Origin of the sequence: Homoserinimonas sedimenticola (assembly GCF_026094475.1) — a bacterium.
GTDB classification, from domain to species: domain Bacteria; phylum Actinomycetota; class Actinomycetes; order Actinomycetales; family Microbacteriaceae; genus Homoserinimonas; species Homoserinimonas sedimenticola.
Genome location: NZ_JAPELL010000002.1, coordinates 334,395 through 357,447 on the forward strand (window position 1 = coordinate 334,395; position 23,053 = coordinate 357,447).

General features: G+C 67.1%; 25 protein-coding genes. All 25 read left to right on the plus strand.

Going from position 1 to position 23,053, the window contains the following annotated elements:
• The first annotated feature begins 50 nt into the window (after nt 1-50).
• On the plus strand, nt 51-2,192 hold the full coding sequence (gene rho, locus OH146_RS12820) for a transcription termination factor Rho (protein WP_434056245.1): 2,142 nt from the start codon (nt 51-53) through the stop codon (nt 2,190-2,192).
• A 2-nt stretch (nt 2,193-2,194) separates the two neighbouring features.
• The gene (prfA, locus tag OH146_RS12825) at nt 2,195-3,274 is read left to right on the plus strand and encodes a peptide chain release factor 1 (protein WP_265161381.1); all 1,080 of its coding nucleotides are present in this window, start codon (nt 2,195-2,197) and stop codon (nt 3,272-3,274) included.
• A gap of 61 nt (nt 3,275-3,335) precedes the next feature.
• Nucleotides 3,336-4,199: a peptide chain release factor N(5)-glutamine methyltransferase gene (prmC, locus tag OH146_RS12830; RefSeq protein ID WP_265161383.1), complete on the plus strand. Its 864-nt coding sequence runs from the start codon at nt 3,336-3,338 to the stop codon at nt 4,197-4,199.
• Nucleotides 4,200-4,252: 53 nt separating this feature from the next.
• Complete coding sequence (locus tag OH146_RS12835; RefSeq protein WP_265161385.1) at nt 4,253-4,912, plus strand: L-threonylcarbamoyladenylate synthase; 660 nt, start codon at nt 4,253-4,255, stop codon at nt 4,910-4,912.
• Nucleotides 4,913-4,914: 2 nt separating this feature from the next.
• On the plus strand, nt 4,915-6,153 hold the full coding sequence (locus tag OH146_RS12840; RefSeq protein WP_372508507.1) for an MraY family glycosyltransferase: 1,239 nt from the start codon (nt 4,915-4,917) through the stop codon (nt 6,151-6,153).
• Entirely contained in the window at nt 6,150-6,587 is a 438-nt protein-coding gene (locus OH146_RS12845; protein ID WP_265161389.1) for a Cg1360 family ATP-synthase-associated protein, read from the plus strand. The genes OH146_RS12840 and OH146_RS12845 overlap by 4 nt, the downstream gene beginning before the upstream one ends.
• Nucleotides 6,588-6,754: 167 nt before the next feature.
• Nucleotides 6,755-7,495, plus strand: coding sequence for a F0F1 ATP synthase subunit A (gene atpB / locus OH146_RS12850; protein WP_265161391.1), 741 nt, complete (start codon nt 6,755-6,757; stop codon nt 7,493-7,495).
• 67 nt (nt 7,496-7,562) lie between these two features.
• Complete coding sequence (gene atpE / locus OH146_RS12855; protein ID WP_265161393.1) at nt 7,563-7,796, plus strand: ATP synthase F0 subunit C; 234 nt, start codon at nt 7,563-7,565, stop codon at nt 7,794-7,796.
• Between the two features lie 20 nt (nt 7,797-7,816).
• Complete coding sequence (locus tag OH146_RS12860; protein ID WP_265161395.1) at nt 7,817-8,365, plus strand: F0F1 ATP synthase subunit B; 549 nt, start codon at nt 7,817-7,819, stop codon at nt 8,363-8,365.
• A 3-nt stretch (nt 8,366-8,368) separates the two neighbouring features.
• Nucleotides 8,369-9,166, plus strand: a complete 798-nt coding sequence (locus tag OH146_RS12865) for a F0F1 ATP synthase subunit delta (protein WP_265161397.1) — start codon at nt 8,369-8,371, stop codon at nt 9,164-9,166.
• 54 nt (nt 9,167-9,220) lie between these two features.
• Nucleotides 9,221-10,858: a F0F1 ATP synthase subunit alpha gene (atpA, locus tag OH146_RS12870; protein ID WP_265161399.1), complete on the plus strand. Its 1,638-nt coding sequence runs from the start codon at nt 9,221-9,223 to the stop codon at nt 10,856-10,858.
• Between the two features lie 51 nt (nt 10,859-10,909).
• On the plus strand, nt 10,910-11,809 hold the full coding sequence (locus OH146_RS12875) for a F0F1 ATP synthase subunit gamma (protein ID WP_265161401.1): 900 nt from the start codon (nt 10,910-10,912) through the stop codon (nt 11,807-11,809).
• A 24-nt stretch (nt 11,810-11,833) separates the two neighbouring features.
• On the plus strand, nt 11,834-13,345 hold the full coding sequence (gene atpD / locus OH146_RS12880; RefSeq protein ID WP_265161403.1) for a F0F1 ATP synthase subunit beta: 1,512 nt from the start codon (nt 11,834-11,836) through the stop codon (nt 13,343-13,345).
• Nucleotides 13,346-13,347: 2 nt separating this feature from the next.
• Nucleotides 13,348-13,617, plus strand: a complete 270-nt coding sequence (locus tag OH146_RS12885; RefSeq protein ID WP_265161405.1) for a F0F1 ATP synthase subunit epsilon — start codon at nt 13,348-13,350, stop codon at nt 13,615-13,617.
• A 28-nt stretch (nt 13,618-13,645) separates the two neighbouring features.
• Entirely contained in the window at nt 13,646-14,407 is a 762-nt protein-coding gene (locus OH146_RS12890; RefSeq protein WP_265161407.1) for a YaaA family protein, read from the plus strand.
• A gap of 49 nt (nt 14,408-14,456) precedes the next feature.
• Complete coding sequence (locus tag OH146_RS12895) at nt 14,457-15,257, plus strand: IclR family transcriptional regulator (protein WP_265161409.1); 801 nt, start codon at nt 14,457-14,459, stop codon at nt 15,255-15,257.
• A 194-nt stretch (nt 15,258-15,451) separates the two neighbouring features.
• The gene (gene pcaH, locus OH146_RS12900) at nt 15,452-16,201 is read left to right on the plus strand and encodes a protocatechuate 3,4-dioxygenase subunit beta (RefSeq protein WP_372508509.1); all 750 of its coding nucleotides are present in this window, start codon (nt 15,452-15,454) and stop codon (nt 16,199-16,201) included.
• The gene (pcaG, locus tag OH146_RS12905) at nt 16,201-16,761 is read left to right on the plus strand and encodes a protocatechuate 3,4-dioxygenase subunit alpha (RefSeq protein WP_265161428.1); all 561 of its coding nucleotides are present in this window, start codon (nt 16,201-16,203) and stop codon (nt 16,759-16,761) included. The genes pcaH and pcaG overlap by 1 nt, the downstream gene beginning before the upstream one ends.
• 4 nt (nt 16,762-16,765) lie before the next feature.
• The gene (locus OH146_RS12910; RefSeq protein WP_265161430.1) at nt 16,766-18,139 is read left to right on the plus strand and encodes a class-II fumarase/aspartase family protein; all 1,374 of its coding nucleotides are present in this window, start codon (nt 16,766-16,768) and stop codon (nt 18,137-18,139) included.
• Complete coding sequence (locus tag OH146_RS12915; protein ID WP_265161432.1) at nt 18,136-18,909, plus strand: alpha/beta fold hydrolase; 774 nt, start codon at nt 18,136-18,138, stop codon at nt 18,907-18,909. Before OH146_RS12910 ends, OH146_RS12915 begins: the two co-directional genes overlap by 4 nt.
• 1 nt (nt 18,910) lies before the next feature.
• Nucleotides 18,911-19,312, plus strand: coding sequence for a 4-carboxymuconolactone decarboxylase (gene pcaC, locus OH146_RS12920; protein WP_265161433.1), 402 nt, complete (start codon nt 18,911-18,913; stop codon nt 19,310-19,312).
• A 147-nt stretch (nt 19,313-19,459) separates the two neighbouring features.
• Complete coding sequence (locus OH146_RS12925; RefSeq protein ID WP_265161435.1) at nt 19,460-20,446, plus strand: ABC transporter substrate-binding protein; 987 nt, start codon at nt 19,460-19,462, stop codon at nt 20,444-20,446.
• 151 nt (nt 20,447-20,597) lie between these two features.
• Nucleotides 20,598-21,353 (plus strand): ABC transporter permease, encoded by a 756-nt coding sequence (locus OH146_RS12930; protein ID WP_265161704.1) that lies wholly within the window; start codon nt 20,598-20,600, stop codon nt 21,351-21,353.
• Nucleotides 21,350-22,117, plus strand: coding sequence for an ABC transporter permease (locus OH146_RS12935; RefSeq protein WP_265161437.1), 768 nt, complete (start codon nt 21,350-21,352; stop codon nt 22,115-22,117). Before OH146_RS12930 ends, OH146_RS12935 begins: the two co-directional genes overlap by 4 nt.
• Entirely contained in the window at nt 22,114-22,983 is an 870-nt protein-coding gene (locus OH146_RS12940) for an ABC transporter ATP-binding protein (RefSeq protein ID WP_265161439.1), read from the plus strand. Before OH146_RS12935 ends, OH146_RS12940 begins: the two co-directional genes overlap by 4 nt.
• Nucleotides 22,984-23,053 lie beyond the last annotated feature (70 nt).

Below are 23,053 nucleotides of genomic sequence, written 5' to 3' on the forward strand. Positions count from 1 at the left end.
CGCAACGTCATTCATCGATTCGGCGCCTGACTGGGAAAGGAACCCTCTTAGTGACTGATCCCACAGTCCGGGCCGAGCGGCCCGACTCCAGTGTCGACCTGGCATCGATGCGCCTCCCCGAGCTTCAGGCTCTTGCGGCGTCTCTCGGTATCACCGGCGCGACCAAACTTCGCAAAGGAGCACTCGTGGATGTAATCAACGAGACCCAGAACAGCAACGAATCCGCCGCGGCGGAGACTTCCCCCGTAGCCTCGACCGAGCAGGCTCCGGCCGCTCAGGAGGCGGCCCCCGAAAAGGCGCCGCGCAAGCGTGCGTCGCGTCGTGCCACAGCGACCGACGGGGTCATTACGACGACCTCCGCGGAAGCTACCGCCGAGCCCGCCGCGACCGCGGCACCGACCGCTGAGGCGCCCGCAGGGGAGTCCGCTGAGGCAGAGAAGCCTGCTCGCAAGGCTCCGGCGCGCAAGCGCACTGCGCCCAAGTCCGCGGCCGAGCACGCCAACGGCGGCGAGTCGGGCGTCGAGGCGAGCGGTGACAGCGAGCAGCAACCGCTTGCCGGCGACACGAACAGCGCCACGAGCGGCGACAAGGCCGGCGATAAGGCCGAGGGTGAGCCCACGGGGCGCTCCCGGCGGGGCCGCGGCGCCCGCGGTGAGTCCGCGCAGGCCGAGCAGGCCGAGCAGAGCGGCGAGGCGAGCCAGCCGAGCGGCAAGGGCGACAACAACGACGAGCGCCAGGATGCTGCAGCCGCGGCATCCGAGCGCAGTGGCGAGGAGTCGGGCGACGAGTCCAGCGAACGCCCCCAGCGCAGCCGCAATCGCAACCGTAACCGCTCCAAGGGCGGGGACAAGGGCGGTGACCAGCAGCGCGGCGACCAGCAGCGCGGCGACAAGGGCGGCGAGCAGCAGCGCGACGACCAGGAGAACGGCGGCAGGGGCAACCGGCAGCAGGACGACTCTGAGCGCGGCGGCCGTGGCCGCTACCGCGACCGCAAGCGCCGCGGTGGCGACGACTTCGAGCCCGAGATCACCGAGGATGACGTGCTCATCCCCGTCGCGGGCATCCTCGACGTGCTCGACAACTACGCCTTCGTGCGCACGACCGGCTACCTTCCGGGCAACAACGACGTCTACGTCTCGCTCGGGCAGGTCAAGAAGTACCACCTGCGCAAGGGCGACGCCGTCGTCGGCGCGATCCGCCAGCCCCGTGAGGGCGAGAACCAGGGCGGTCGTCAGAAGTACAACGCGATCGTCAAGATCGACTCGATCAACGGCCTTCCCGTCGAGCAGGCGGGGGAGCGCGTTGAGTTCGGCAAGCTGACCCCGCTTTACCCCTCGGAGCGCCTGCGCCTCGAGACGGAGCAGCAGAAGCTGACGACGCGCATCATCGACCTCGTCTCGCCGATCGGCAAGGGCCAGCGCGGCCTCATCGTGTCGCCGCCCAAGGCGGGCAAGACGCTCGTGCTGCAGGCGATCGCCAACGCGATCGCCAAGAACAACCCCGAGGTGCACCTCATGGTCGTGCTCGTTGACGAGCGCCCCGAGGAGGTCACCGACATGCAGCGCACGGTCAAGGGTGAAGTCATCGCCTCGACCTTCGACCGTCCGGCGGAGGACCACACGACGGTCGCGGAGCTCGCGATCGAGCGCGCCAAGCGCCTCGTCGAGCTGGGTCACGATGTTGTCGTGCTCCTCGACTCGATCACCCGCCTGGGCCGGGCCTACAACCTGGCGGCTCCCGCATCCGGGCGTGTGCTCTCGGGCGGCGTCGACTCCTCGGCGCTCTACCCGCCCAAGCGCTTCTTCGGCGCCGCGCGCAACATCGAGGACGGCGGCTCGCTGACGATCCTCGCGACGGCGCTCGTCGAAACCGGGTCCAAGATGGACGAGGTCATCTTCGAGGAGTTCAAGGGCACGGGCAACATGGAGCTCCGCCTCTCCCGCCAGCTCGCCGACAAGCGCATCTTCCCCGCCGTCGACGTGAACGCCTCCGGCACCCGTCGCGAGGAGATGCTGATGGGCACCGACGAGGTCAAGGTCACCTGGAAGCTTCGGCGTGCTCTCGCGGGCCTCGACACGCAGCAGGCGCTCGAGATCGTGCTCGGCAAGCTCCGTGAGACGCAGTCCAACGTCGAGTTCCTCATGCAGATCCAGAAGTCCCTCCCGGGCGCTGCGGCGACCAAGGAGGACTGATCGTGTTCGAGTCAGTAGCCGTGCTGCTGGCCGAGCACGAGGATCTGCAGAAGCAGCTGTCCGACCCCGCGGTTCACGCGGATGCGGCCAGGGCCAAGAAGATCAACCGGCGCTACGCCGAGCTCAGCCAGATCAAGTCCGCCCATGAGCACTGGGTGCAGGCCCGAGAGGACCTCGCGGCGGCTAAGGAACTCGCGAAGGAGGACGACGCCTTCGCCGAGGAGGTTCCCGGCCTCGAGGAGGAGCTCGCGTCGGCACAGGAGCGACTTCGTCGCCTCTTGATCCCGCGTGACCCGGATGACGGGCGCGACGTCATCATGGAGATCAAGGGTGGCGAGGGCGGGGCCGAGAGCGCCCTCTTCGCGGCCGACCTCCTGCGCATGTACCTCCAGTTCGCCAACCAGATGGGCTGGAAGACCGAGATGCTCGAGAGCGACGAGAGCGACCTCGGCGGCTACAAGAACGTGCAGGTCGCGATCAAGTCGAACGCGAGCGACCCATCGCAGGGCGTGTGGGCCAACCTCAAGTACGAGGGCGGCGTGCATCGTGTGCAGCGGGTGCCCGTCACGGAGACGCAGGGCCGTATCCACACCTCGACGACGGGCGTGCTCGTCTTTCCCGAGGTGGATGAGCCCGAGGAGATGCAGATCAACCAGAATGATCTGAAAATCGATGTCTACCGCTCGAGCGGCCCCGGCGGGCAGTCGGTCAACACGACCGACTCGGCCGTGCGCATCACGCACCTCCCGACGGGCATCGTGGTCTCGATGCAGAACGAGAAGAGCCAGCTGCAGAACCGTGAAGCGGCAATGCGTGTGCTGCGCGCGCGCCTGCTGGCCCGGCAGCAGGAGGAGCTCGCGGCCGCGGCATCCGATGCCCGCAAGAGCCAGATCCGCACGATGGACCGTTCGGAGCGCATCCGCACCTACAACTTCCCGGAGAACCGCATCGCGGATCACCGCACGGGCTACAAGGCCTACAATCTCGATGCCGTCATGAACGGCGCGCTGGGCCCCGTCATCGAGTCGTGCATCCGCTTCGATGAGGAGGCTCGACTCGCGGACCTCGGCGACCAGTCCTGAGGCGCTCCGCCGGTTGAGTTAGGCGCGTCAGCGCCGTATCGAAACCCTGTCCCCGAGGATCATGATCTTGCCCACGATCGCCGCACTCCGAGCATCCGCCGCCGCCTCGCTCACGGCGGCGGGCGTGCCCTCGCCTGACGCCGATGCGGAGCTGCTCCTGGGGCACGTCCTGGGCCTGAGCCGCGGTGAGGTGCAGGCCCGCGTGGTGATGGGATCACAGGTCTCCGACGCGGATGCCGCGGCCGTCGCCGAGCTCGTGGCGCGCCGCGCGGCTCGCGAGCCGCTGCAGCACATCACGGGGCGGGCGGCGTTTCGCTCCCTTGAGCTTGCCGTGGGGCCGGGCGTCTTCGTGCCGCGTCCGGAGACGGAGCAGGTCGTGCAGCTCGCGATCGACGCCCTGAACGCCTCCGCCACGCCCGAGCCCATAGCGGTGGATCTCGGTTCCGGCTCTGGGGCGATCGCATTGGCGATGGCGACGGAGGTTCCCCGTGCACGCGTCTTCGCCGCCGAGAACTCGCCGGAGGCGTACCCCTGGACCAAGCGCAACTTCGAGGAGAGCGGCGCGACGAACGCGCAGCTCGAGTTCGTCGACCTCGCCGAGGCCTTCCCCAATCTCGACGGCTCGGTCGACGTCGTCGCCTCGAACCCGCCCTACATCCCGTCGGCGGCGGTTCCGCGCGACCCCGAGGTGCAGCTCTTCGATCCGGAGCACGCGCTCTACGGGGGCGAGGACGGGCTCGATGTGGTGCGGCGAGTCTCGACGACAGGGTTGCGGCTGCTGCATCCGGGCGGCCTGCTCGTGATGGAGCACGGCGAGGAGCAGGCGGCGGCCATTGCCGAGCTGTTGCGGGCCGATGGCTGGTCGGGGATCTCCTGGCACCGGGATCTCCTGGGTCGCGACCGCGCGACGACGGCCATCCGCTGACGCGCGTCATCTCCCGCTACCGCAGAGGTCGCGCCCGCTAGGATTGGGGCGACATGGCGACGATTCACGACTGCTCGGACCCCTCCGAGCTCCTCACCGGCATGCGGCTCGCCAGGACGGCGATCGCCCGCGGCGGCCTCGTCGTCATGCCCACAGACACGGTATACGGCGTAGCGGCCGACGCCTTCAGCCCCGAGGCCGTGCAGCGGCTGCTGGATGCGAAGGGCAGGGGACGCCAGTCGCCCCCGCCCGTGCTGATCCCCGACCTGGCGACCCTCGATGCCCTCGCGGCGGAGGTTCCCGACGAGGTTCGGGCGCTCGTCGATGCCTTCTGGCCCGGCGGGCTCACGGTCATCCTTCCCGCACGCGAGGGTCTCACCTGGGATCTGGGCGACACGGCAGGCACCGTCGCGCTTCGCATGCCCGCCAACCCGGTCGCGCTCTCGCTCCTCGCCGAGACGGGCCCGCTCGCGGTCTCCTCGGCGAATCTCACGGGGGAGCCGGCGGCGACGACGGCCCAGGAGGCTGAGCGGATGCTCGGTGACTCCGTCGCGGTCTACCTCGACGGCGGCGAGGGGGGCACCCTCGGCTCGACGATCGTCGACGCTTCCCGCATCCGTTCGGAGGGCATCCGCATCGTCCGGCACGGCGCCATCACGGATGCCGCGATCTCCGAGGTGCTCGAGGGGCACGGCGACGGCGCTTCCGCATGAGGATCGTCTTCTATGTGCTTGTCGGCGGGCTCTCCGCCGTCGTGACGTTCGCGCTGTCGTTCATCATTCTCAAGCTGAGCCTGCGCTTCCGGCTCTACCCGAAGATCCGCGAGCGGGACGTCCACACGAGGCCCACTCCCAGGCTCGGTGGTGTCGCGATGTTCCTGGGGGTGCTCGTCGCCTTCGGGGTCGCGTCTCAACTCGACCGTTTCCATCTCGTGTTCGTCAATCCGGAACCCGTCCTCGGGCTCCTTGCGGCCGCCCTCCTGATCGTGCTGATCGGCGTCGCTGACGACATCTGGGACCTTGACTGGCTCACGAAGCTCGCGGGCCAGATGATCGCTGCGGGCCTGCTCGTCTGGCAGGGTATCCAGCTCACAACGCTGCCGATCGGCGGCGTCACGATCGTCCCTCCCGTAACAGGGCTTGTGCTCACCGTCATCGCGGTGGTGCTCGTCATGAACGCCGTCAACTTCATCGACGGTCTCGACGGTCTCGTCGCGGGCGTCGCGCTCCTCGCCAACGGCGTCTTCTTCATCTACACCTACATCCTCTCCAACGGCATGGGGGAGTCGGAATACTTCAACCTGGCCTCGCTCATCACGGTGGCCCTCGCGGGCGCGTGTCTCGGCTTCCTTCCCCTCAACTGGCACCCCGCCAGGCTGTTCATGGGGGATGCAGGCGCGCTCCTCGTCGGGCTACTGATGGCGGCATCCGCAATCTCGGTCACGGGCCAGGTCGACCCCGCCGCCCTCGAGTCGGGCCGGCAGCTGTTGCCCGCCTTCATCCCGATCCTGCTGCCCTTCGCGGTACTGATCGTGCCGCTGCTCGACTTCGCGCTCGCCGTCGTCAGGCGGCTCAGGGCGGGCAAGTCCCCCTTCTCGGCCGATCGGCAGCACCTGCACCACCGGCTGCTCGACATGGGCCACTCGCACTTTCACGCCGTGCTGATCTTCTACGCCTGGACCGCCGTCGTCGCGATCGGAACGCTCCTTTTCATGTTCGTGCCGTGGGGCTGGGCGCTGGCCTTCGTCGCGGCAGGTTTCACCCTGAGCGCGTGGTTCACGCTGGCGCCGCTCACCAAGCGCAAGGTCCTCGAGGCGAGCGTGCAGCTCGCCCGCCCCGGCTCGGACGCCTCGATCGACGCGAGACTCGACCCGCTCGACGAGGCCGCGAACGAATCCATCCTCGACGACGGCCGCCCCCTCCGCCCCCGACACCATTCGAAGGAACCATCATGAGTGCCGTCCCCGTCCTCAAGCGAGTGCTGCTCTTCGGCTCACTCCTCGCCCTCGTCATCGCCGTGGTGGGCTCGCTCGTGGGCTTCGCGATCGCCGGGATGAGCGGAGTCGCGAGCGCACTGGTCGGCACGGGAATGGCCATGGTCTTCCTGGGGGTCACCTCGCTCAGCATCATCATCGCCTCGCGTTTCGACCTCGCGGCGTTCTTCGGAATCGTGATGGGGGCGTGGCTGCTCAAGTTCATCGTGTTCCTCGTGCTCGTCTTCGTGCTGAGGGATCAGCCGTGGGTGCACACCCAGGTGCTCTTCTTCAGCCTCGTGGCCGCGGTCATCGGAACCCTCGTCGTCGATGTCGTCGTCATCGCAAAGGCGCGAATGCCCTATGTCAGCGATGTCACGCTGCCCGGGGAGAGCGACGAGCGCGAGGGGCGCTGAGTGTACTCCTGTCGCCTCAATTATTGATAGGGTTATTCCCGAAGCCCCCCTTTCTCGCCGCGTTCAACGACGCCCGGACTCTGGAGATAGAGCTGCTACTCAACGCTCTGACAACGTTTGTCCCCCTCGCCGTCGGTGATGATGGCGGGTTCCACTCACCGTCGATCATGGACTTCTTCCCGGAGATCGTCCTCTTCGCCGACACGCCCTTCGCGATCAACAGGCTCATGCTCATCCGCCTGCTCGTGGTGGCGCTGCTCCTTGTGATCTTCCTCGTCGGCACGCGCCAGATGCGCCTCGTGCCGGGTCGATTTCAGAGCCTCATCGAGTACGGCTTCGACTTCGTAGACAAGGGCATTGCCCAGGATCTCCTCGGCAAGAAGGACGGTCGACGGTTCCTGCCGATCCTCATGACCTTCTTCTTCCTGGTCTTGGCTTCGAACATCACTGGCATCGTGCCGTTCCTCAACATCTCGACGACGGGTCTGATCGGTCTGCCCCTCGTGCTGGCGTTGATCGCCTATGTCACGTGGATCTACGCGGGGATCAAGAAGCACCCCGGTGCGTTCTTCAAGAACGCGCTGTTCCCGCCCGGCGTTCCGCCCATCCTCTACATCATCGTGACGCCGATCGAGATCGTCTCGACCTTCATCGTGCGCCCCGTGACCCACACGCTGCGACTCATGATGAACATGGTCGTCGGTCACCTTCTGCTCGTCCTGTTCTTCGCGGCGACGCACTTCTTCTTCTTCTCCGCCGGCGGATTCTTCACGCTCTTCGGAGCGGGCACCCTCGCCTTCGGAATCGCTTTCTCGTTCTTCGAGATCCTGGTCGCGGTCCTGCAGGCCTATGTCTTCACGATCCTGACCGCCGTGTACCTCCAGCTCGCGCTGGCCGAGGAACACTAGCCCCACCCACAGCACCGAACACAGGGGACGGGCACCCGCCCGCCTCACCTACGGAAGGAAACACAACGTGGACGTTACAACCGTCGCCGAACTCACTGGCAACATCGCGACCGTGGGCTACGGCCTCGCAGCGATCGGACCGGCCATCGGTGTGGGCATCGTCGTCGGCAAGACGATCGAGTCCGTCGCCCGCCAGCCCGAGCTCCAGGGCAAGCTGCAGGTGCTGATGTACATCGGTATCGCCTTCACCGAGGCGCTCGCCTTCATCGGCATCGCGACGTACTACATCTTCGGCGCCTGATTCTCCCCTAAGGAATTTCAATGCTCAACGCACTGACTCTCGCCGCGGAGGCTGAGACGAAGAACCCGCTGATCCCCGAGGTCTACGACATCGTGTGGTCGCTGGTCGCCTTCGCCGTCATCCTCCTCGTCTTCTGGAAGGTCATCATCCCGCGGGTGACGAAGACGCTGGACGAGCGCGCCGAGGTGATTGAGGGCGGTATCGCCCGTGCCGAGAGCGCCCAGGCCGAGGCCAATGCCCAGCTCGAGAAGTACAACGAGATGCTCGCCGAGGCCCGCGCCGAGGCAGGCAAGATTCGTGAGCAGGCTCGTGTCGACGGCACCAAGATCCTGACGGAGCTCAAGGAGCAGGCCTCCGCCGAGGCGGCCCGCATCACTGCCAACGCGTCGGCCCAGATCGAGGCCGAGCGCCAGGCAGCGCTTGTCTCGCTGCGCAGCGAGGTCGGCTCGCTCGCACTTGACCTCGCGGCGGGCGTCGTCGGTCAGAGCCTCAGCGATGACAAGAAGGCGGCGGCACTCGTCGACTCCTTCCTCGCAGACCTCGAGGCATCCGAGAAGAACGGCAAGTAGATCATGGGATCAGCGACACGAGAGGCGACGGCGGCGTCCCGCGCAGCACTCGACGCCGCGGGAGCATCCGTCAACCTGGGCCTCGCCGAGGAGCTCTTCGCGGCGGGACGCACGATCGGCTCCTCGCTCCAGCTGCGCACGCTGCTGAGTGAGGCTGCGGGTGATAAGGAGTCGAAGCGCGCCGCGGTGCGCGCCGTCTTCGGATCCTCTCTCACGCCTACCGCTCTCACCTTGCTCGAGGCGGTCGTGTCGGGCCGCTGGTCATCCGTCGATGACATGCTTGCGGGCATCGAGGATCTCGGGCTTCGCGCCGTGGCGGCCTCGGCTCCCCAGGGTGCCGACCTCGAGGGGGAGCTCTTCTCCTTCGGGGCGACGGTGACGTCGAACGCGGAGCTTGAGCTGGCTCTCGGCAGCAAGCTGGGAGACTCGGCGGCCAAAGCGGCACTCGTGGACCGGCTGTTCACCGCCACGATGTCCCGCGAGGCGCTGGCGGTTGTCCGACACCTCGTGCAGCAGCCGCGCGGACGGCGTGTCGGCCAGCTGGTGCGCGACGCGGCTCGCACCATTGCGGATGCCTCCGGCTACATCATCGCGACCGTGACGGCTGCGGCTCCTCCGACGGAGAGCCAGAGCTCGAAGCTGCGGCAGACCCTCGCTGCACGCTACGGCCGCGAGATCAAGCTCAACGTCGTGCTCGACCCCGCGCTGATCGGCGGACTCCGAGTCGCCATCGGCAACGACATCATCGACGGCAGCGTCGCAACCCGCATCGCCGACCTCAGACTGCAACTCGCCGGCTGAGGCCGGCACTCAAGCCACGGTGCCATGAGGTGCCGCGAAGACAAGGAAACGCACATGGCAGACGTAACGATCAGCCCGGATCAGATCCGCGACGCGCTCAAGGACTTCGTCAAGTCCTATGACCCCGCGAAGGCGACGACCACCGAGGTGGGACACGTCGTCGACGCAGCCGACGGCATTGCACACGTCGAGGGTCTCCCCGGTGTCATGGCCAACGAGCTCATCAAGTTCCAGGACGGAACGCTCGGCCTCGCCCTCAACCTCGACGAGAGCGAGATCGGTGTCGTCGTGCTCGGTGAGTTCAGCGGCATCGAGGCTGGCCAGGAAGTGACCCGCACGGGCGAGGTCCTCTCGGTGCCCGTGGGCGACGCCTACCTCGGGCGCGTGGTCGACCCGCTTGGCACCCCCATCGACGGCCTCGGCGAGATCGCTGCTGAGGGACGCCGCGCCCTCGAGCTCCAGGCTCCTGGCGTCATGGCCCGCAAGTCGGTCCACGAGCCGATGCAGACGGGCATCAAGGCGATCGACGCGATGATCCCGATCGGTCGCGGACAGCGGCAGCTCATCATCGGCGACCGCCAGACGGGCAAGACCGCGATCGCGATCGACACCATCATCAATCAGAAAGCCAACTGGGAGTCGGGCGACGTCAACAAGCAGGTCCGCTGCATCTACGTCGCGATCGGCCAGAAGGGCTCCACGATTGCCGCCGTCAAGGGCGCGCTCGAGGAGGCCGGCGCGATGGAGTACACGACCATCGTCGCCTCGCCGGCATCCGACCCTGCTGGCTTCAAGTACCTGGCGCCGTACACGGGCTCGGCCATCGGCCAGCACTGGATGTACGGGGGCAAGCACGTGCTCATCGTCTTCGACGACCTGTCGAAGCAGGCTGAGGCCTACCGCGCCGTGTCGCTCCTGCTGCGCCGCCCGCCGGGACGTGAGGCTTACCCCGGTGACGTCTTCTACCTGCACTCGCGTCTGCTCGAGCGTTGCGCCAAGCTCTCGGACGAGCTCGGCGCGGGCTCGATGACCGGACTGCCGCTCATCGAGACCAAGGCGAACGACGTCTCGGCCTACATCCCCACCAACGTGATCTCGATCACGGACGGTCAGATCTTCCTCCAGTCCGACCTCTTCAACGCCAACCAGCGTCCCGCGGTCGACGTCGGAATCTCCGTCTCCCGCGTCGGTGGCGATGCCCAGGTCAAGTCGATCAAGAAGGTCTCGGGAACGCTTAAGCTCGAGCTCGCCCAGTACCGCTCGCTGCAGGCCTTCGCTCTCTTCGCCTCCGACCTCGACGCGGCCAGCCGCCGTCAGCTCGCGCGCGGTGAGCGTCTCACGGAGCTCCTGCGTCAGCCGCAGTACTCGCCGTACCCCGTTGAGGACCAGGTCGTCTCGATCTGGGCCGGCACGAACGGCAAGCTCGACGAGGTTCCTGTCGAGGACGTGCTGCGCTTCGAGCGCGAGCTGCTCGACTACCTGCGCCGCAACACGAAGGTGCTCGACACCCTGCGCGACACCAACGTGCTCGACGACGACACCGTCAGCGAGCTCGAGGCGGCCGTGGACAAGTTCAAGCTCGAGTTCCAGACCGGCGAGGGCAAGCCCCTGATCTCTGCCGGCAAGGAGGAGTTCGAGGAGCTCGAGGCCGAGGACGTCAACCAGGAGAAGATCGTCAGGCAGAAGCGCTGACGAACAGTCGACCGACACGTACCGAACCACTGACTGAGGACTGAGAGAAACATGGGAGCGCAACTTCGGGTCTACCGGCAGAAGATTCGTTCTGCCCAGACGACCAAGAAGATCACCCGTGCCATGGAGCTGATCGCGGCGTCCCGCATCGCCAAGGCGCAGGCCCGCATGGCCGCATCGACTCCGTACTCGCGAGCGATCACCCGGGCCGTGTCGGCCGTGGCCACGTTCTCGAATGTCGACCACATCCTCACGACGGAGCCGGAGAAGGTCGAGCGCGCCGCGGTCGTCATCTTCTCCTCCGACCGCGGACTCGCGGGCGCGTTCAACTCGAACGTGCTCCGCGAGGCGGAGGAGTTGGCCTCGCTGCTGCGCAGCCAGGGCAAGGAGGTCGTCTACTACCTCGTCGGCCGTAAGGCGGTCGGGTACTTCACCTTCCGCAAGCGCGACTTCATCGAGAGCTGGGTCGGCGAGACCGACAACCCCGTCTTCGACACGGCCCAGGACATCGGGCAGCGCCTGGTGGATGCGTTCGTCACGCCGGCCTCTGAGGGTGGCGTCGACGAGATCCACATCGTCTACAACCGCTTCGTCAGCATGCTGACCCAGAGCCCTGAGGTCGTTCGCCTGCTGCCGCTCGAGGTCGTGGAGGGCGTCGAGGAGCCGGATTCCTCCGACGTGTTCCCGCTCTACGAGTTCGAGCCCGAGGTGGGAGATGTCCTCGACGGGCTGCTCCCCGTCTACATCGAGAGCCGGATCTTCAACGCGATGCTCCAGTCGGCGACGGCCAAGCACGCGGCGACGCAGAAGGCCATGAAGTCGGCCAGTGACAACGCCGACAAGCTCATCCTCGACTACACCCGGCTGGCGAACAATGCGCGTCAGGCGGAGATCACCCAGCAGATTTCCGAGATCGTGGGCGGCGCTGACGCCCTGTCGAGCTCGAAATAGGAAGCAAGAGAGAACAGGGAAGCAATGACTACTACAGCCCCCGCTTCGAAGAAGCCCGCGACCCGCAAGCCGGCCGCGTCCAAGAAGGCCGCCGCTGAGGTGCCTCCCGTCGCCGAGGGCGGCGTCGGTCGCATCGCCCGCGTCACCGGCCCGGTCGTCGACATCGAGTTCCCGCACGACTCGATCCCGGCCGTCTACAACGCGCTCAAGACCACGGTCACGATCAGTGACGACTCGCAGGAGATCACGCTCGAGGTCGCACAGCACCTTGGTGATGACCTCATCCGTGCCATCGCGCTGAAGCCGACCGACGGTCTCGTTCGTGGCCAGGAGGTGCGTGACACGGGTGCACCCATCTCGGTCCCGGTCGGCGACGTGACCAAGGGCAAGGTCTTCAACGTCATCGGCGAGGTGCTCAACGCCGCACCCGACGAGAAGATCGAGATCACCGAGCGGTGGCCCATCCACCGCAACCCCCCGGCCTTCGACCAGCTCGAGTCGAAGACGGAGCTCTTCGAGACCGGCATCAAGGTCATCGACCTCCTTACCCCCTACGTGCAGGGTGGAAAGATCGGCCTCTTCGGTGGCGCCGGTGTCGGCAAGACGGTCCTCATCCAGGAGATGATCCAGCGTGTGGCGCAGGACCACGGTGGTGTGTCGGTCTTCGCGGGTGTCGGTGAGCGTACCCGTGAGGGTAACGACCTCATCCACGAGATGGAGGAGGCGGGCGTCTTCGACAAGACCGCCCTCGTCTTCGGCCAGATGGACGAGCCGCCGGGAACGCGTCTTCGCGTCGCCCTCTCGGCGCTCACGATGGCGGAGTACTTCCGCGACGTGCAGAAGCAGGACGTGCTGCTCTTCATCGACAACATCTTCCGCTTCACGCAGGCTGGCTCCGAGGTCTCGACGCTTCTCGGCCGCATGCCCTCCGCTGTGGGATACCAGCCGAACCTCGCGGACGAGATGGGTCTTCTCCAGGAGCGCATCACCTCGACGCGTGGTCACTCGATCACGTCGCTCCAGGCCATCTACGTCCCCGCCGACGACTACACGGACCCGGCGCCCGCGACGACCTTCGCCCACCTCGACGCGACGACCGAGCTCAGCCGTGAGATCGCGTCGAAGGGTCTTTACCCGGCCGTCGACCCGCTGACCTCGACCTCGCGCATCCTCGACCCGCGCTACCTGGGTGAGGACCACTACCGGGTGGCCACGACGGTCAAGCAGATCCTCCAGAAGAACAAGGAGCTGCAGGAGATCATCGCGATCCTCGGTGTCGACGAGCTCTCCGAAGAGGACAAGATCACGGTGTCGCGTGCGCGCCGCATCCAGCAGTTCCTCTCGCAGAACACCTACATGGCCAAGAAGTTCACGGGTGTCGAGGGCTCCACGGTGCCGCTCAAGGACACAATCGAGTCCTTCGACGCGATTGCTCGCGGTGACTTCGACCACGTGGCCGAGCAGGCCTTCTTCAACGTCGGTGCCATCTCCGACGTCGAAGAGCAGTGGGCAAAGATCCAGAAGGAGAACGGCTAGTCATGGCGAGGCCGCTCAGCGTCAGCCTCGTCTCGGCCGACAGCGAGGTGTGGTCCGGCGAGGCCACCATGGTGGTCGCCCGGACGACCGAGGGTGAGATCGGCATTCTCGCCGGTCACGAGCCGATGCTCGCGATCCTCGGCTCCGGCGAAGTGCGCATCACGCTCGTCGACGGGGGCACCGTCTCCGCCGACGCCGCCGACGGCTTCCTCTCGGTCGAGCACGACACGATCACGATCGTCGCGCGTCACGCGGCGCTCGCGAACGCCTGATTTCACGCACTCTCACGCCCCGGCGTCGATGCTGCTGATCCTTCCCCCCTCCGAGTCCAAACGGGCCGGAGGGGAGGGGGCAGCGATCGACCTGGGGCGTTTGAGTTTTCCCGAACTCACGCCGCAGCGCGCGAGCGTCCTGGCGGCGCTTGAGGAACTCGCCGTCGACCTGGACGCGATGGCGGCCGCGCTCAAAGTGGGGGAGGGGCTGAGGCAGGAGATCGAGCGCAATCGAGAGCTCGTGACATCCGCGACCCTGCCCGCTCTAGAGCGCTTCACGGGCGTGCTGTACGACGCCCTCGACGCAGCGACGCTCGGGGAGGGCGAGCGAGCGTTCGCGGGGCGTCACATCGCGATTCACTCGGCGCTCTTCGGGCTGATCGGCGCCAGCGACGCCATCCCGGCATATCGGCTCTCACACGATTCGCGGATACCCGGCGTCTCGCTCAAGCGCACGTGGGCGCGCGCCATCGCCGATACCCTCGAGCGGCGGGAGGGCATCATCCTTGACCTGCGCTCCGAGGCCTACGCGGCTCTCGGGCCCGCTCCACGCAGGCCCGATTCGTTCTTCGTCCGGGTGGTCGCGGAGGACGGAGGGGGGCGACGTCGCGCTCTCAACCACTTCAACAAGAAGGGCAAGGGCGAGTTCGTGCGGGCCGTGATCCAGTCTGGGCAGGTCTTTGCTGACGCGGATGCGCTCATGCGATGGTCAGCGTCGGCCGGGTTCCCCCTCGACCACGGGCGCGAGGGCGAGCTCGAGCTCGTTGTCGCCAACTCTCTCGCCGCCTGAACCGACAGGGGCCACTAGGCCTGGGTCCCATCGCCGCTACCATTGCGGCATGGCGGATGCGGCGACAGGCTCCATGGTCGCGCGGGTCGCGCTCATCCTCCGCGCCTTCGACGAGGACCACGATTCGCTGACTGTCTCGGAGCTCGCATCCCGCACAGGACTCCCGGTCGGCACGGCACACCGCATCGCGGGCGATATGGTCGCGGAGCGGCTTCTCGACCGCAACGGTACGAGGTACTCGATCGGTACGGGCCTGTGGGAGCAGGGGGAGCTCGCGGCAGTGAGCCTGCGCTTTCGTGAGATCGCCCTTCCCTTCCTGCTGTCGCTCTATGAGGCGTCGGGGGAGAACGTGCATCTGGCGATCCTCGACGAGGGCGAAGCGCTCTACGCCATGCGGCTGGTCGGCCATCGCTCCGTCCCGACGATCAGTCGGATGGGCGGCCGCCTGCCCCTGCACACGACGGGCGTCGGCAAGGCGCTGCTCGCGTTCCAGGACGAGGAGTTCCTTCGCGACTTCTTCTCACGTCCGCTCGAACGCCCGACCGTGCATTCCCGCGTCGATGAGGGATCGTTGCGCGCCGAACTCGAGGCAGTGCGTCGCCACGGCTTCAGCGTGACGAATCAGGAGATGACGCTCGGCAATGCCTCCATCGCGGTCCCCATCTTCGTCGCGGATGGTCCGCCCTACGCGGCGGTCGGACTCGTCTCTCACCTGACACGGGCCGACACTCGGCGAGTGGTCCCGATGCTGAAGGATGCGGCATCCGGGATCTCGGAGGCGCTCGGCGTCAGTCTCGACGGGGGAAGGCGACGCTGGCGGGATGTCTTCCACACGGCCATTCAGCGCTGATGGCCAGGATTCTTTCCACTGAGTGAGAAATAACCATTGGCGCTCGGCGTCCGCGCTGAAAGTCTTCCTTCGTGACCGATTCGAACAACCCCACCCCCCAGACTCAGGGCAGTGCAGCCCAGGACGCGGAGGAGACCCAGGAGGGCCCCATCCGCGCGACCGATCCTCTCGCCACAACGGCGAGCCAGGAGCAGATCACCGCCGAGATCGTCGAGATCGAGACGGAATACCGTAACGGTGTCGCGGCAGGCAAGCCGGTCGAGGAGCGCCCGCGCATCGACTACCCGCCCTACCGCAGCAGTCTCCTTCGCCACCCCACCAAGAGCCTCGCCCTTGCGGACCCCGAGACGATTGAGCTCCACTCGCCCGCCTTCGGCCACCGGGATGTCTCCTGGGTCGAGTCCGATCTCACGATCCAGCACAACGGGGACCCCATCGGCGAGAGGATGGTCGTGACCGGCCGTCTGCTCGACGGTGACGGGCGCCCCGTGCCCGGGCAGCTGATCGAGGTGTGGCAGGCCAACTCGGCCGGGCGCTACGTGCACAAGCGCGATCAGCACCCCGCCCCTCTCGACCCCAACTTCACGGGAACGGGGCGCACCATCACGGACGAGAACGGCTGGTACCGCTTCCAGACCATCAAGCCCGGCCCATATCCCTGGCGCAATCACACCAACGCCTGGCGGCCCGCGCACATCCACTTCTCGGTCTTCGGCACCGCCATCACGCAGCGCATCGTGACCCAGATGTACTTCCCGAGCGACCCGCTCTTCGCTCTCGACCCGATCTACCAGTCGATCGTCGATCAGGACGCCAGGGACCGGCTCATCGCAACCTATGACCACTCGCTCACCTCGCCGGAGTGGGCGCTCGGCTACCGTTGGGATATTGTGCTCAACGGTTCGAAGCGCACGTGGACCGAGCCCGAGGAGGGTGATCACTGATGACGACGCTTGCTGCGACTCCAGGCCAGACGGTCGGACCCTTCTACGGCTATGCCCTGCCCTTCGAGGGCGGTGAGAGCCTCGTCGACCGAAGCCACCCGGCTGCCGTGCGCCTGTACGGCCGCGTCTTCGACGGCAACGGCGCGCCAATCCCTGACGCCCTCGTCGAGATCTGGCAGGCGGATGAGCAGGGGCGCGTTCCGGCAGCCGAGGGGTCCCTTCGCCGGGACGGCTACACGTTCACGGGCTTCGGGCGCGCCGCCGTCGATGACAACGGCATGTTCTCGTTCACGACGGTCGAACCGGGATCGACACGGGAGGGCGCGCTGCCATTCTTCAGCGTCATTGTGTTCGCCCGTGGTCTTCCCGACCGCCTCTACACACGCGTCTACCTTCCGGAGGCCGTCGACAGCATTGCGGATGACGCGTTCCTTTCCTCCCTGGGGGAGCGGGCGGCCACCCTCATCGCTCGTCGCGACGCGCGCGGGGACCTGGTGTTCGACATCCATATGCAGGGCGATGACGAGACGGTGTTCCTCGAGCACCGGCAAAAGGACTGACGGGGTGACGACACCGGCCGATGCCGCGGATCACGGCCTGCTGTCTCCCCAGTGGGCGGGCCTCGAGATCGCTCAGGTGACATCCGATGCCGCGATCGTGCACGCCATGCTCGACGTTGAGGTCGCTCTCGCCTGGGCGTGGGAGGAGCTCGGCTTCGCCCCGACGGGCACGGGGCAGACGGTGGCAGGCGTGCGGGAGGGCTTCGACGTCGATGTCGCCGAACTCGCCGCCCGGTCGCGTTCGGGCGGCAACCCCGTCATCCCGCTTGTGAAGGACCTGCGGTCTGCCGTCGCCGAGACGGATGCCGCGGCATCCGTGTGGGTGCACCGGGGCGCGACCAGCCAGGACATCCTTGACACGGCGCTCATGCTCGTGGCCTCGCGCGCCATCCGGCAGATGCGGCGGGACGCCCGTGCGACCGTCGAGTCGCTCGTGACCCTCGCCGAGACGCACCGCGACACGCTCATGGTGTCGCGTACCCTGACGCAGCACGGTGTGCCGAGCACCTTCGGGGTCAAGGCGGCGGGCTGGCTGGCGGGGGTTGTGCGCGCCGCAGCCGCGCTCGAGCGCAGCCACGACGCCCTTCCCGTGCAGTGGGGCGGGGCGGGCGGCACGCTTTCGGCCTACGCCGTCATCGGTGGGGAGGGGACGGGCCTGCGTGTCGCCTCCCTCGTGGCGGAGAGGCTCGGACTCGCAGACAGCGTCCCGTGGCAGACCCAGCGCGCGCCCGTCGTCGAGCTCGGAGCGACTCTCGCTCAACTCGCGGGCGCGCTGGGCAAGATCGCGGTCGATGTGCTGCTTCTCGCGCGGCCCGAGCTCGGCGAACTGGGGGAGCCGAGTGCGGCGGGCCGGGGTGGCTCCTCGGCGATGCCGCAGAAACAGAATCCGGTCCTGAGCGTGCTGATTCACTCGGCCGCACGGCAGGCTCCTGGTCTCGCGGCGGAACTGCAGCGCAGCGCACTCGCGGTCGACGAGCGCCCCGAGGGGGCGTGGCACGCTGAGTGGCAGGCCCTGCGTCAGCTGCTGCGACTCGGGGGCGGGGCGGCCGAGGCGGCCGCGGAGTTGACGGGAGGTCTTCGGGTGTACCCGGAGGCGATGCGGCACAATCTGGGGATGAGCGGGCCCCTGGTCGTGAGCGAGCGGCTCATGATCGAGTACGGCCCCCGGCTCGGGCGCGATCGGCTTCAGGAGCTCGTGACGCGTGCCGCCGGTGACGCAGACGCCGATCTGGGTGCGCTCCTGCGTGCGGAGCCGGAGCTCGCGGAGGTCTCCGACTCGGCGCTCGCCGAATCCCTCGATCCCGCGCACTACCTTGGCGACGCCCGACTCATCGTTGATCGGGTCGTTGCGGGAGTGCGTGAGGGAGGCGAGGCATGACGCGGCCGACACTGGCGGGATTGCGGGTCGAGGGCAGCGCAGGTCCCGCGCTCGTGCTCGGGCAGTCGCTTGGCACTTCTTCCCTCCTGTGGGACCGCGCCATCCCACTCCTGAGGGAACACTTCGCGGTGCTCAGCGTCGACCTTCCGGGGCACGGCGAGTCGCCCGCGGCGCGCGAGCCCTTCACGGTCGGGGAGCTGGCGGATGCGGTGGTGGCGACCGCCACGGAGGCACGAATCGACCGCTTCTTCTACGCGGGGGTCTCGCTCGGAGGCCAGGTCGCGTTGGAACTGGCGCTGCGGCATCCGGACCGCGTCGAGGGCGTGGCGGTCATCTGCTCGGCGGCGAAGATCGGTTCCGAGGACGCCTGGCGAGAGCGCGCAGCGACGGTGCGTCGCCAGGGCACCCCTGTCATGGTGGAGGGTTCCGCGCAGCGTTGGTTCGCTCCCGGATTCATCGAGGCTCAGCCGGATGTCGCGGGGGCGCTCCTGCGGTCTCTCGCTTTCGCCGACGACGAGAGCTACGCGTTGTGCTGCGAGGCGCTCGCCGGGAGTGACGTTCGCCCGAGGCTCTCGGAGATCGCGGTTCCCGTGCTGGCGCTGTGGGGGCAGCACGACCCTGTCGTGAGCGTCGAGCAGGCGCGCGCGGTCGCGGAGTCCGTTGCGAATGGCAGAGGTATCGAGATCGCGGGAGCGGGGCATTTGGCTCCCGCCGAGAACCCCGAGGCCGTTGCGGCGGCCCTCATCGACAGCTTTCGTGAAAGGCAGTGACATGACGAAGGACAGCCGCAGCAACCAGGAGAGCTATGACGAGGGCATGGCCGTGCGCCGTCAGGTGCTCGGCGCGAACCACGTCGATCGCGCGACGGAGGGGATCACGGCGGCGACCGCCGACTTTCAGGATCTCATCACGCGTTACGCGTGGGGGGAGATCTGGACGCGCCCCGGCATCGACCGGCGCATGCGCAGCGCCGTCACGCTCACGGCACTCATCGCGCACGGCCACCTGGAGGAGCTCGCGATGCACTTGCGCGCGGCGCAGCGCAATGGGCTCTCCCGAGAGGAGATCGTCGAGGTCGTGCTGCAGTCGGCGATCTACTGCGGCGTGCCGTCGGCCAATTCCGCCTTCGCCGTCGTGAAGCGCGTCTTCGAGGAGGACCCGCCCACCGACTGATCCCGGAGCGGGTCATACTTGCGCTCCCGTCGCCACACCGATAGTTTCAATTCGCAATCATTGTTTGCCTGGAGAACATTTGTTCGCCAGGCGAACGGATGCCGCGGCTCGCGGCGAGGCGAACGACACGCACAACGGAGTGGTGACATGAGCGCTAGGTCTATCGCAGGGATCGGTCTCGTCGGCCTGCTCGCACTCACTGGGTGCAGCGGAGGCGCGGACGGCGAGGACGTCGCCGGCGGCGAAGGGGACCTCATCCCGGTCAGCGTCGCCGTCATCCCCATCGCCGATACTGCCCCGCTCTGGCTCGGCGTCGATCAGGGCTTCTTCGAGGACGAGGGTCTCGACCTCACGATCGAGACGGCGGGCGGCGGTGCCGCGATCGTTCCCGGCGTCGTGAGCGGCGACTTCGACTTCGGGTTCAGCAACTACGTCTCGCTCATGTTCGCGAACAGCCAGTTCGGGGCCGATTCGCCCATGAGCATGACGGTCGTCGCCAATGGCGTGACGGCGAGCGAGGACCTCGAGAGGGACTTCGGCTCCGTCGTCGTTCGTGCAGATTCCGACATCGAGACCGCCGCCGACCTCTCGGGCCGCTCCGTCTCGGTCAACACCCTGGCGAATATCGGGGATAGCACGGTGAGTTACATCGTCGAGGAGGATGGTGGCGACCCCTCGGCAATCGACTTCGTCGAGGTCGGCTTCCCGGATGCGCCCGCCGCGCTCGAGAACGCGGAAATCGACGCGGCGTGGATCGTCGAGCCATTCCTCACGCAGGCGGTTGACGCGGGGGCCAGGATCCTCTTCTCCAACTTCAACGGTTTCGACCCCGAGCTCGACATCGCCGGTTACTTCACGAGCGGGCAGACCCTGCAGGAGAGCCCCGAGGTAGTCGAGGCGTTCCGCGCCGCCATGAACCGCTCGTTGCAGTACGCGGAGGACAATCCCGACGAGGTAAGGCGCATCCTCAGCACCTACACGGAGATCAGCCCCGAGCTCATCGAGGAGATCGCTTTGCCGCGCTTCCGCGCCGAGGTCGACCTCGACGCGGCGCAGAAGCTCGCGGATGCCGCGGTGAAGTTCAGTGGGCTCGAAACCGCGCCCGATCTCGACAGCTTCTTCGTTCTGGAATGACCCGCCGCTCGGCGAACGCCGTGCACCCCCCACCAGCTCGACACACCCTGCACCACCTCGATGATGAGAGAGATGTAACGTGACAGCAGCCCAATCCCCGCCCGCCACACGGCGCAGCATCCCCTGGAACCAGCACCCGATCGCCAGCCCGATGCTGGGAATCGCGGGCATCCTCCTCTTCCTCGCCGTATGGGAGCTCGCATCCCGCACGGGGATTGTGAACCCACGCTTCCTCCCTCCCGCGAGTGAGGTGCTTCTGCAGCTCGGTCGCAACTTCGTCTCCGCCGACTTCTGGACAGCGGTGGGCCAGACAATGACGAGCTGGGCGATCGGCCTCGCGATCGCCGCTGCCGCCGCGACCGTGATCGGCTTCATCATCGGCGGCAGCGACTTCCTCCGGCGTGCCACCCACACGACGATCGAGTTCCTCCGCCCGATCCCCTCGGTCGCGCTCATCCCGCTCGCCGTGCTTCTCTTCGGCGTGAGCATCGAGTCGTCACTCCTCCTCATCGTCTACGCCTCGTTCTGGCAGATCCTGATCCAGGTGCTCTACGGAACGGCGGATGTCGACAACGTTGCAATGGACACGGCGAGGAGCTACGGCCTCGGTTGGTGGGCCCGCGTGCGGCACGTCGTCTGGCCGACGACACTGCCGTACCTCATCACGGGCCTGCGGCTCGGCGCCGCGGTCGCTCTCGTGCTGGCGATCACGGCCGAGCTCGTGATCGGCACAGAGGGGCTCGGCAAGCAGATCGAGCTCAACCGCTCGGGAGGCAGCGTCGTGCCCATGTACGCCCTTGTCATCGCGACAGGCCTCATCGGGGTCGTGATCAACATCGGGATGCGATTTGTGGAGCGTCGCGCGCTGCGCTGGCACTCCTCTGTGAGAGGGGATGTGGCGGTATGAGCCTCGCCAAGCGCTTGGCCTACTTCGTGGGCCTTCCGATCCTGCTTCTGGTGCTCTGGTGGGCGCTCACGATCGGCAACACCAACTTCTTCGTGCCCAAGCCGCTCCAGCTCTTCGAGATCTTCGGCGATGTCTGGTTCGGTGACCGGCTCGTGACCGACGTGCTCCCGAGCATCGGGCGCCTGCTGGCGGGCGTCGCGATCTCGATCGTGCTGGGGATCGTGCTCGGCATCGTGATCGGCTCCGTGCGCCTGCTTCGCCAGCTCACGGAACCGTCGCTCGAGTTCCTGCGCGCGATTCCGCCGCCCGTGCTGATCCCCGTACTCGCCCTCATCATCGGAATCAATGACCAGATGAAGGTCGCTGTCATCATCTTCGGCTGTATCTGGCCCGTGCTGCTCAACACGATCGAGGGTGTGCGCGCGGTCGACCCCGTGCTCAACGACACCTGCAGTGTCTACGGCATCTCAGGGGGAGCGAGGATGCGTTACCTGGTGCTTCGCTCGGCGAGCCCGCAGATCATGACGGGCATCCGGCAGTCGCTCTCGATCGGGCTCATCCTGATGGTGATCTCGGAGATGTTCGGATCCTCTTCGGGCCTTGGCTATGCCATCGTGCAGTTCCAGCGCACCTTCTCGGTGCCCGAGATGTGGACGGGCATAATCCTGCTCGGACTCCTGGGCGTCGCCCTATCCCTTGTTTTCCAGTTCACCGAGAAGCGGGTCCTCCGCTGGTACCACGGCCTGAGAGAGGTTGACCGATGAGCAACACCACCACGAAGACGAACCGCGGCCCCAAGACGGGTGTGATCGAGGTGCCCGAGGATGTCGCGCTCTCGGTGCAGCACCTGAAGAAGGTGTACCAGACCGATGGGGGAGAGATCGAGGCGGTCCGCGACCTGCACTTCGACATCAGGGCGGGGGAGTTCGTCTGCCTCGTCGGCCCGTCGGGCGCGGGCAAGACCACCCTTCTCAAGTGCATCGCCGGGCTGCTCGCGCCCACGTCAGGCCTCGTCGCGCTCGACGGACGGCTTGTGACGGGCCCGCCCAAGGGGCTCGCGGTCGTGTTCCAGGAGTACGGTCGCAGCCTCTTCCCGTGGATGAACATTCGCGACAATGTCGAGCTGCCCCTCAAGAACCAGGGAGTCGCCAAGGACGAGCGCGACCGGCTGGTGGACGACGCCCTTGAGGCAGTCGGGCTCGCTCATGTGCCGAAGAGCTACCCGTGGCAGCTCTCGGGCGGTATGCAGCAGCGCGTCGCGATCGCCCGCGCGATCGCCTACCAGCCCAAGGTGCTGCTGATGGATGAGCCCTTCGCCGCCGTCGACGCTCAGACGAGGGCCGACCTCGAAGACCTCGTGCGGCGCGTGTGGAAGCGGCTGGGCATCACGGTCCTCTTCGTCACCCACGATATCGACGAGTCGGTCTATCTCGGCGAGCGCGTGGTCGTGCTGTCGAGCTCGCCGACCGTCGTGCAGGAGGACCTCACAATCGACCTTCCGGCCGACCGTGACCAGCTCGAGACGCGATCCATGGCGCGCTTCACCGAGCTGCGCGGCCACGTCTACGAGCAGATCCAGCGGGCAAAGGCCGAGGCGCCGAACAGGACCTCGTCCACGCCGACCGTGTAGAGGTCGGTCGAGGTGACCCTGGCTGGGCAGGCGCCCACGGCGGATGCGGCGGACGAGGCAGCGCCAGCCG

Coding starts and splice junctions, on each gene's coding strand:
- OH146_RS12895 (WP_265161409.1), top strand. CDS start 14,457: ATGGCGGATGCGGCGACAGGCTCCATGGTCGCGCGGGTCGCGCTCATC.
- prmC (WP_265161383.1), top strand. CDS start 3,336: ATGATCTTGCCCACGATCGCCGCACTCCGAGCATCCGCCGCCGCCTCG.
- OH146_RS12835 (WP_265161385.1), top strand. CDS start 4,253: ATGGCGACGATTCACGACTGCTCGGACCCCTCCGAGCTCCTCACCGGC.
- OH146_RS12940 (WP_265161439.1), top strand. CDS start 22,114: ATGAGCAACACCACCACGAAGACGAACCGCGGCCCCAAGACGGGTGTG.
- OH146_RS12890 (WP_265161407.1), top strand. CDS start 13,646: ATGCTGCTGATCCTTCCCCCCTCCGAGTCCAAACGGGCCGGAGGGGAG.
- atpA (WP_265161399.1), top strand. CDS start 9,221: ATGGCAGACGTAACGATCAGCCCGGATCAGATCCGCGACGCGCTCAAG.
- atpD (WP_265161403.1), top strand. CDS start 11,834: ATGACTACTACAGCCCCCGCTTCGAAGAAGCCCGCGACCCGCAAGCCG.
- OH146_RS12915 (WP_265161432.1), top strand. CDS start 18,136: ATGACGCGGCCGACACTGGCGGGATTGCGGGTCGAGGGCAGCGCAGGT.
- OH146_RS12845 (WP_265161389.1), top strand. CDS start 6,150: ATGAGTGCCGTCCCCGTCCTCAAGCGAGTGCTGCTCTTCGGCTCACTC.
- OH146_RS12885 (WP_265161405.1), top strand. CDS start 13,348: ATGGCGAGGCCGCTCAGCGTCAGCCTCGTCTCGGCCGACAGCGAGGTG.
- OH146_RS12865 (WP_265161397.1), top strand. CDS start 8,369: ATGGGATCAGCGACACGAGAGGCGACGGCGGCGTCCCGCGCAGCACTC.
- atpB (WP_265161391.1), top strand. CDS start 6,755: ATGGACTTCTTCCCGGAGATCGTCCTCTTCGCCGACACGCCCTTCGCG.
- OH146_RS12930 (WP_265161704.1), top strand. CDS start 20,598: ATGCTGGGAATCGCGGGCATCCTCCTCTTCCTCGCCGTATGGGAGCTC.
- OH146_RS12875 (WP_265161401.1), top strand. CDS start 10,910: ATGGGAGCGCAACTTCGGGTCTACCGGCAGAAGATTCGTTCTGCCCAG.
- OH146_RS12935 (WP_265161437.1), top strand. CDS start 21,350: ATGAGCCTCGCCAAGCGCTTGGCCTACTTCGTGGGCCTTCCGATCCTG.
- OH146_RS12860 (WP_265161395.1), top strand. CDS start 7,817: ATGCTCAACGCACTGACTCTCGCCGCGGAGGCTGAGACGAAGAACCCG.
- pcaG (WP_265161428.1), top strand. CDS start 16,201: ATGACGACGCTTGCTGCGACTCCAGGCCAGACGGTCGGACCCTTCTAC.
- pcaC (WP_265161433.1), top strand. CDS start 18,911: ATGACGAAGGACAGCCGCAGCAACCAGGAGAGCTATGACGAGGGCATG.
- OH146_RS12925 (WP_265161435.1), top strand. CDS start 19,460: ATGAGCGCTAGGTCTATCGCAGGGATCGGTCTCGTCGGCCTGCTCGCA.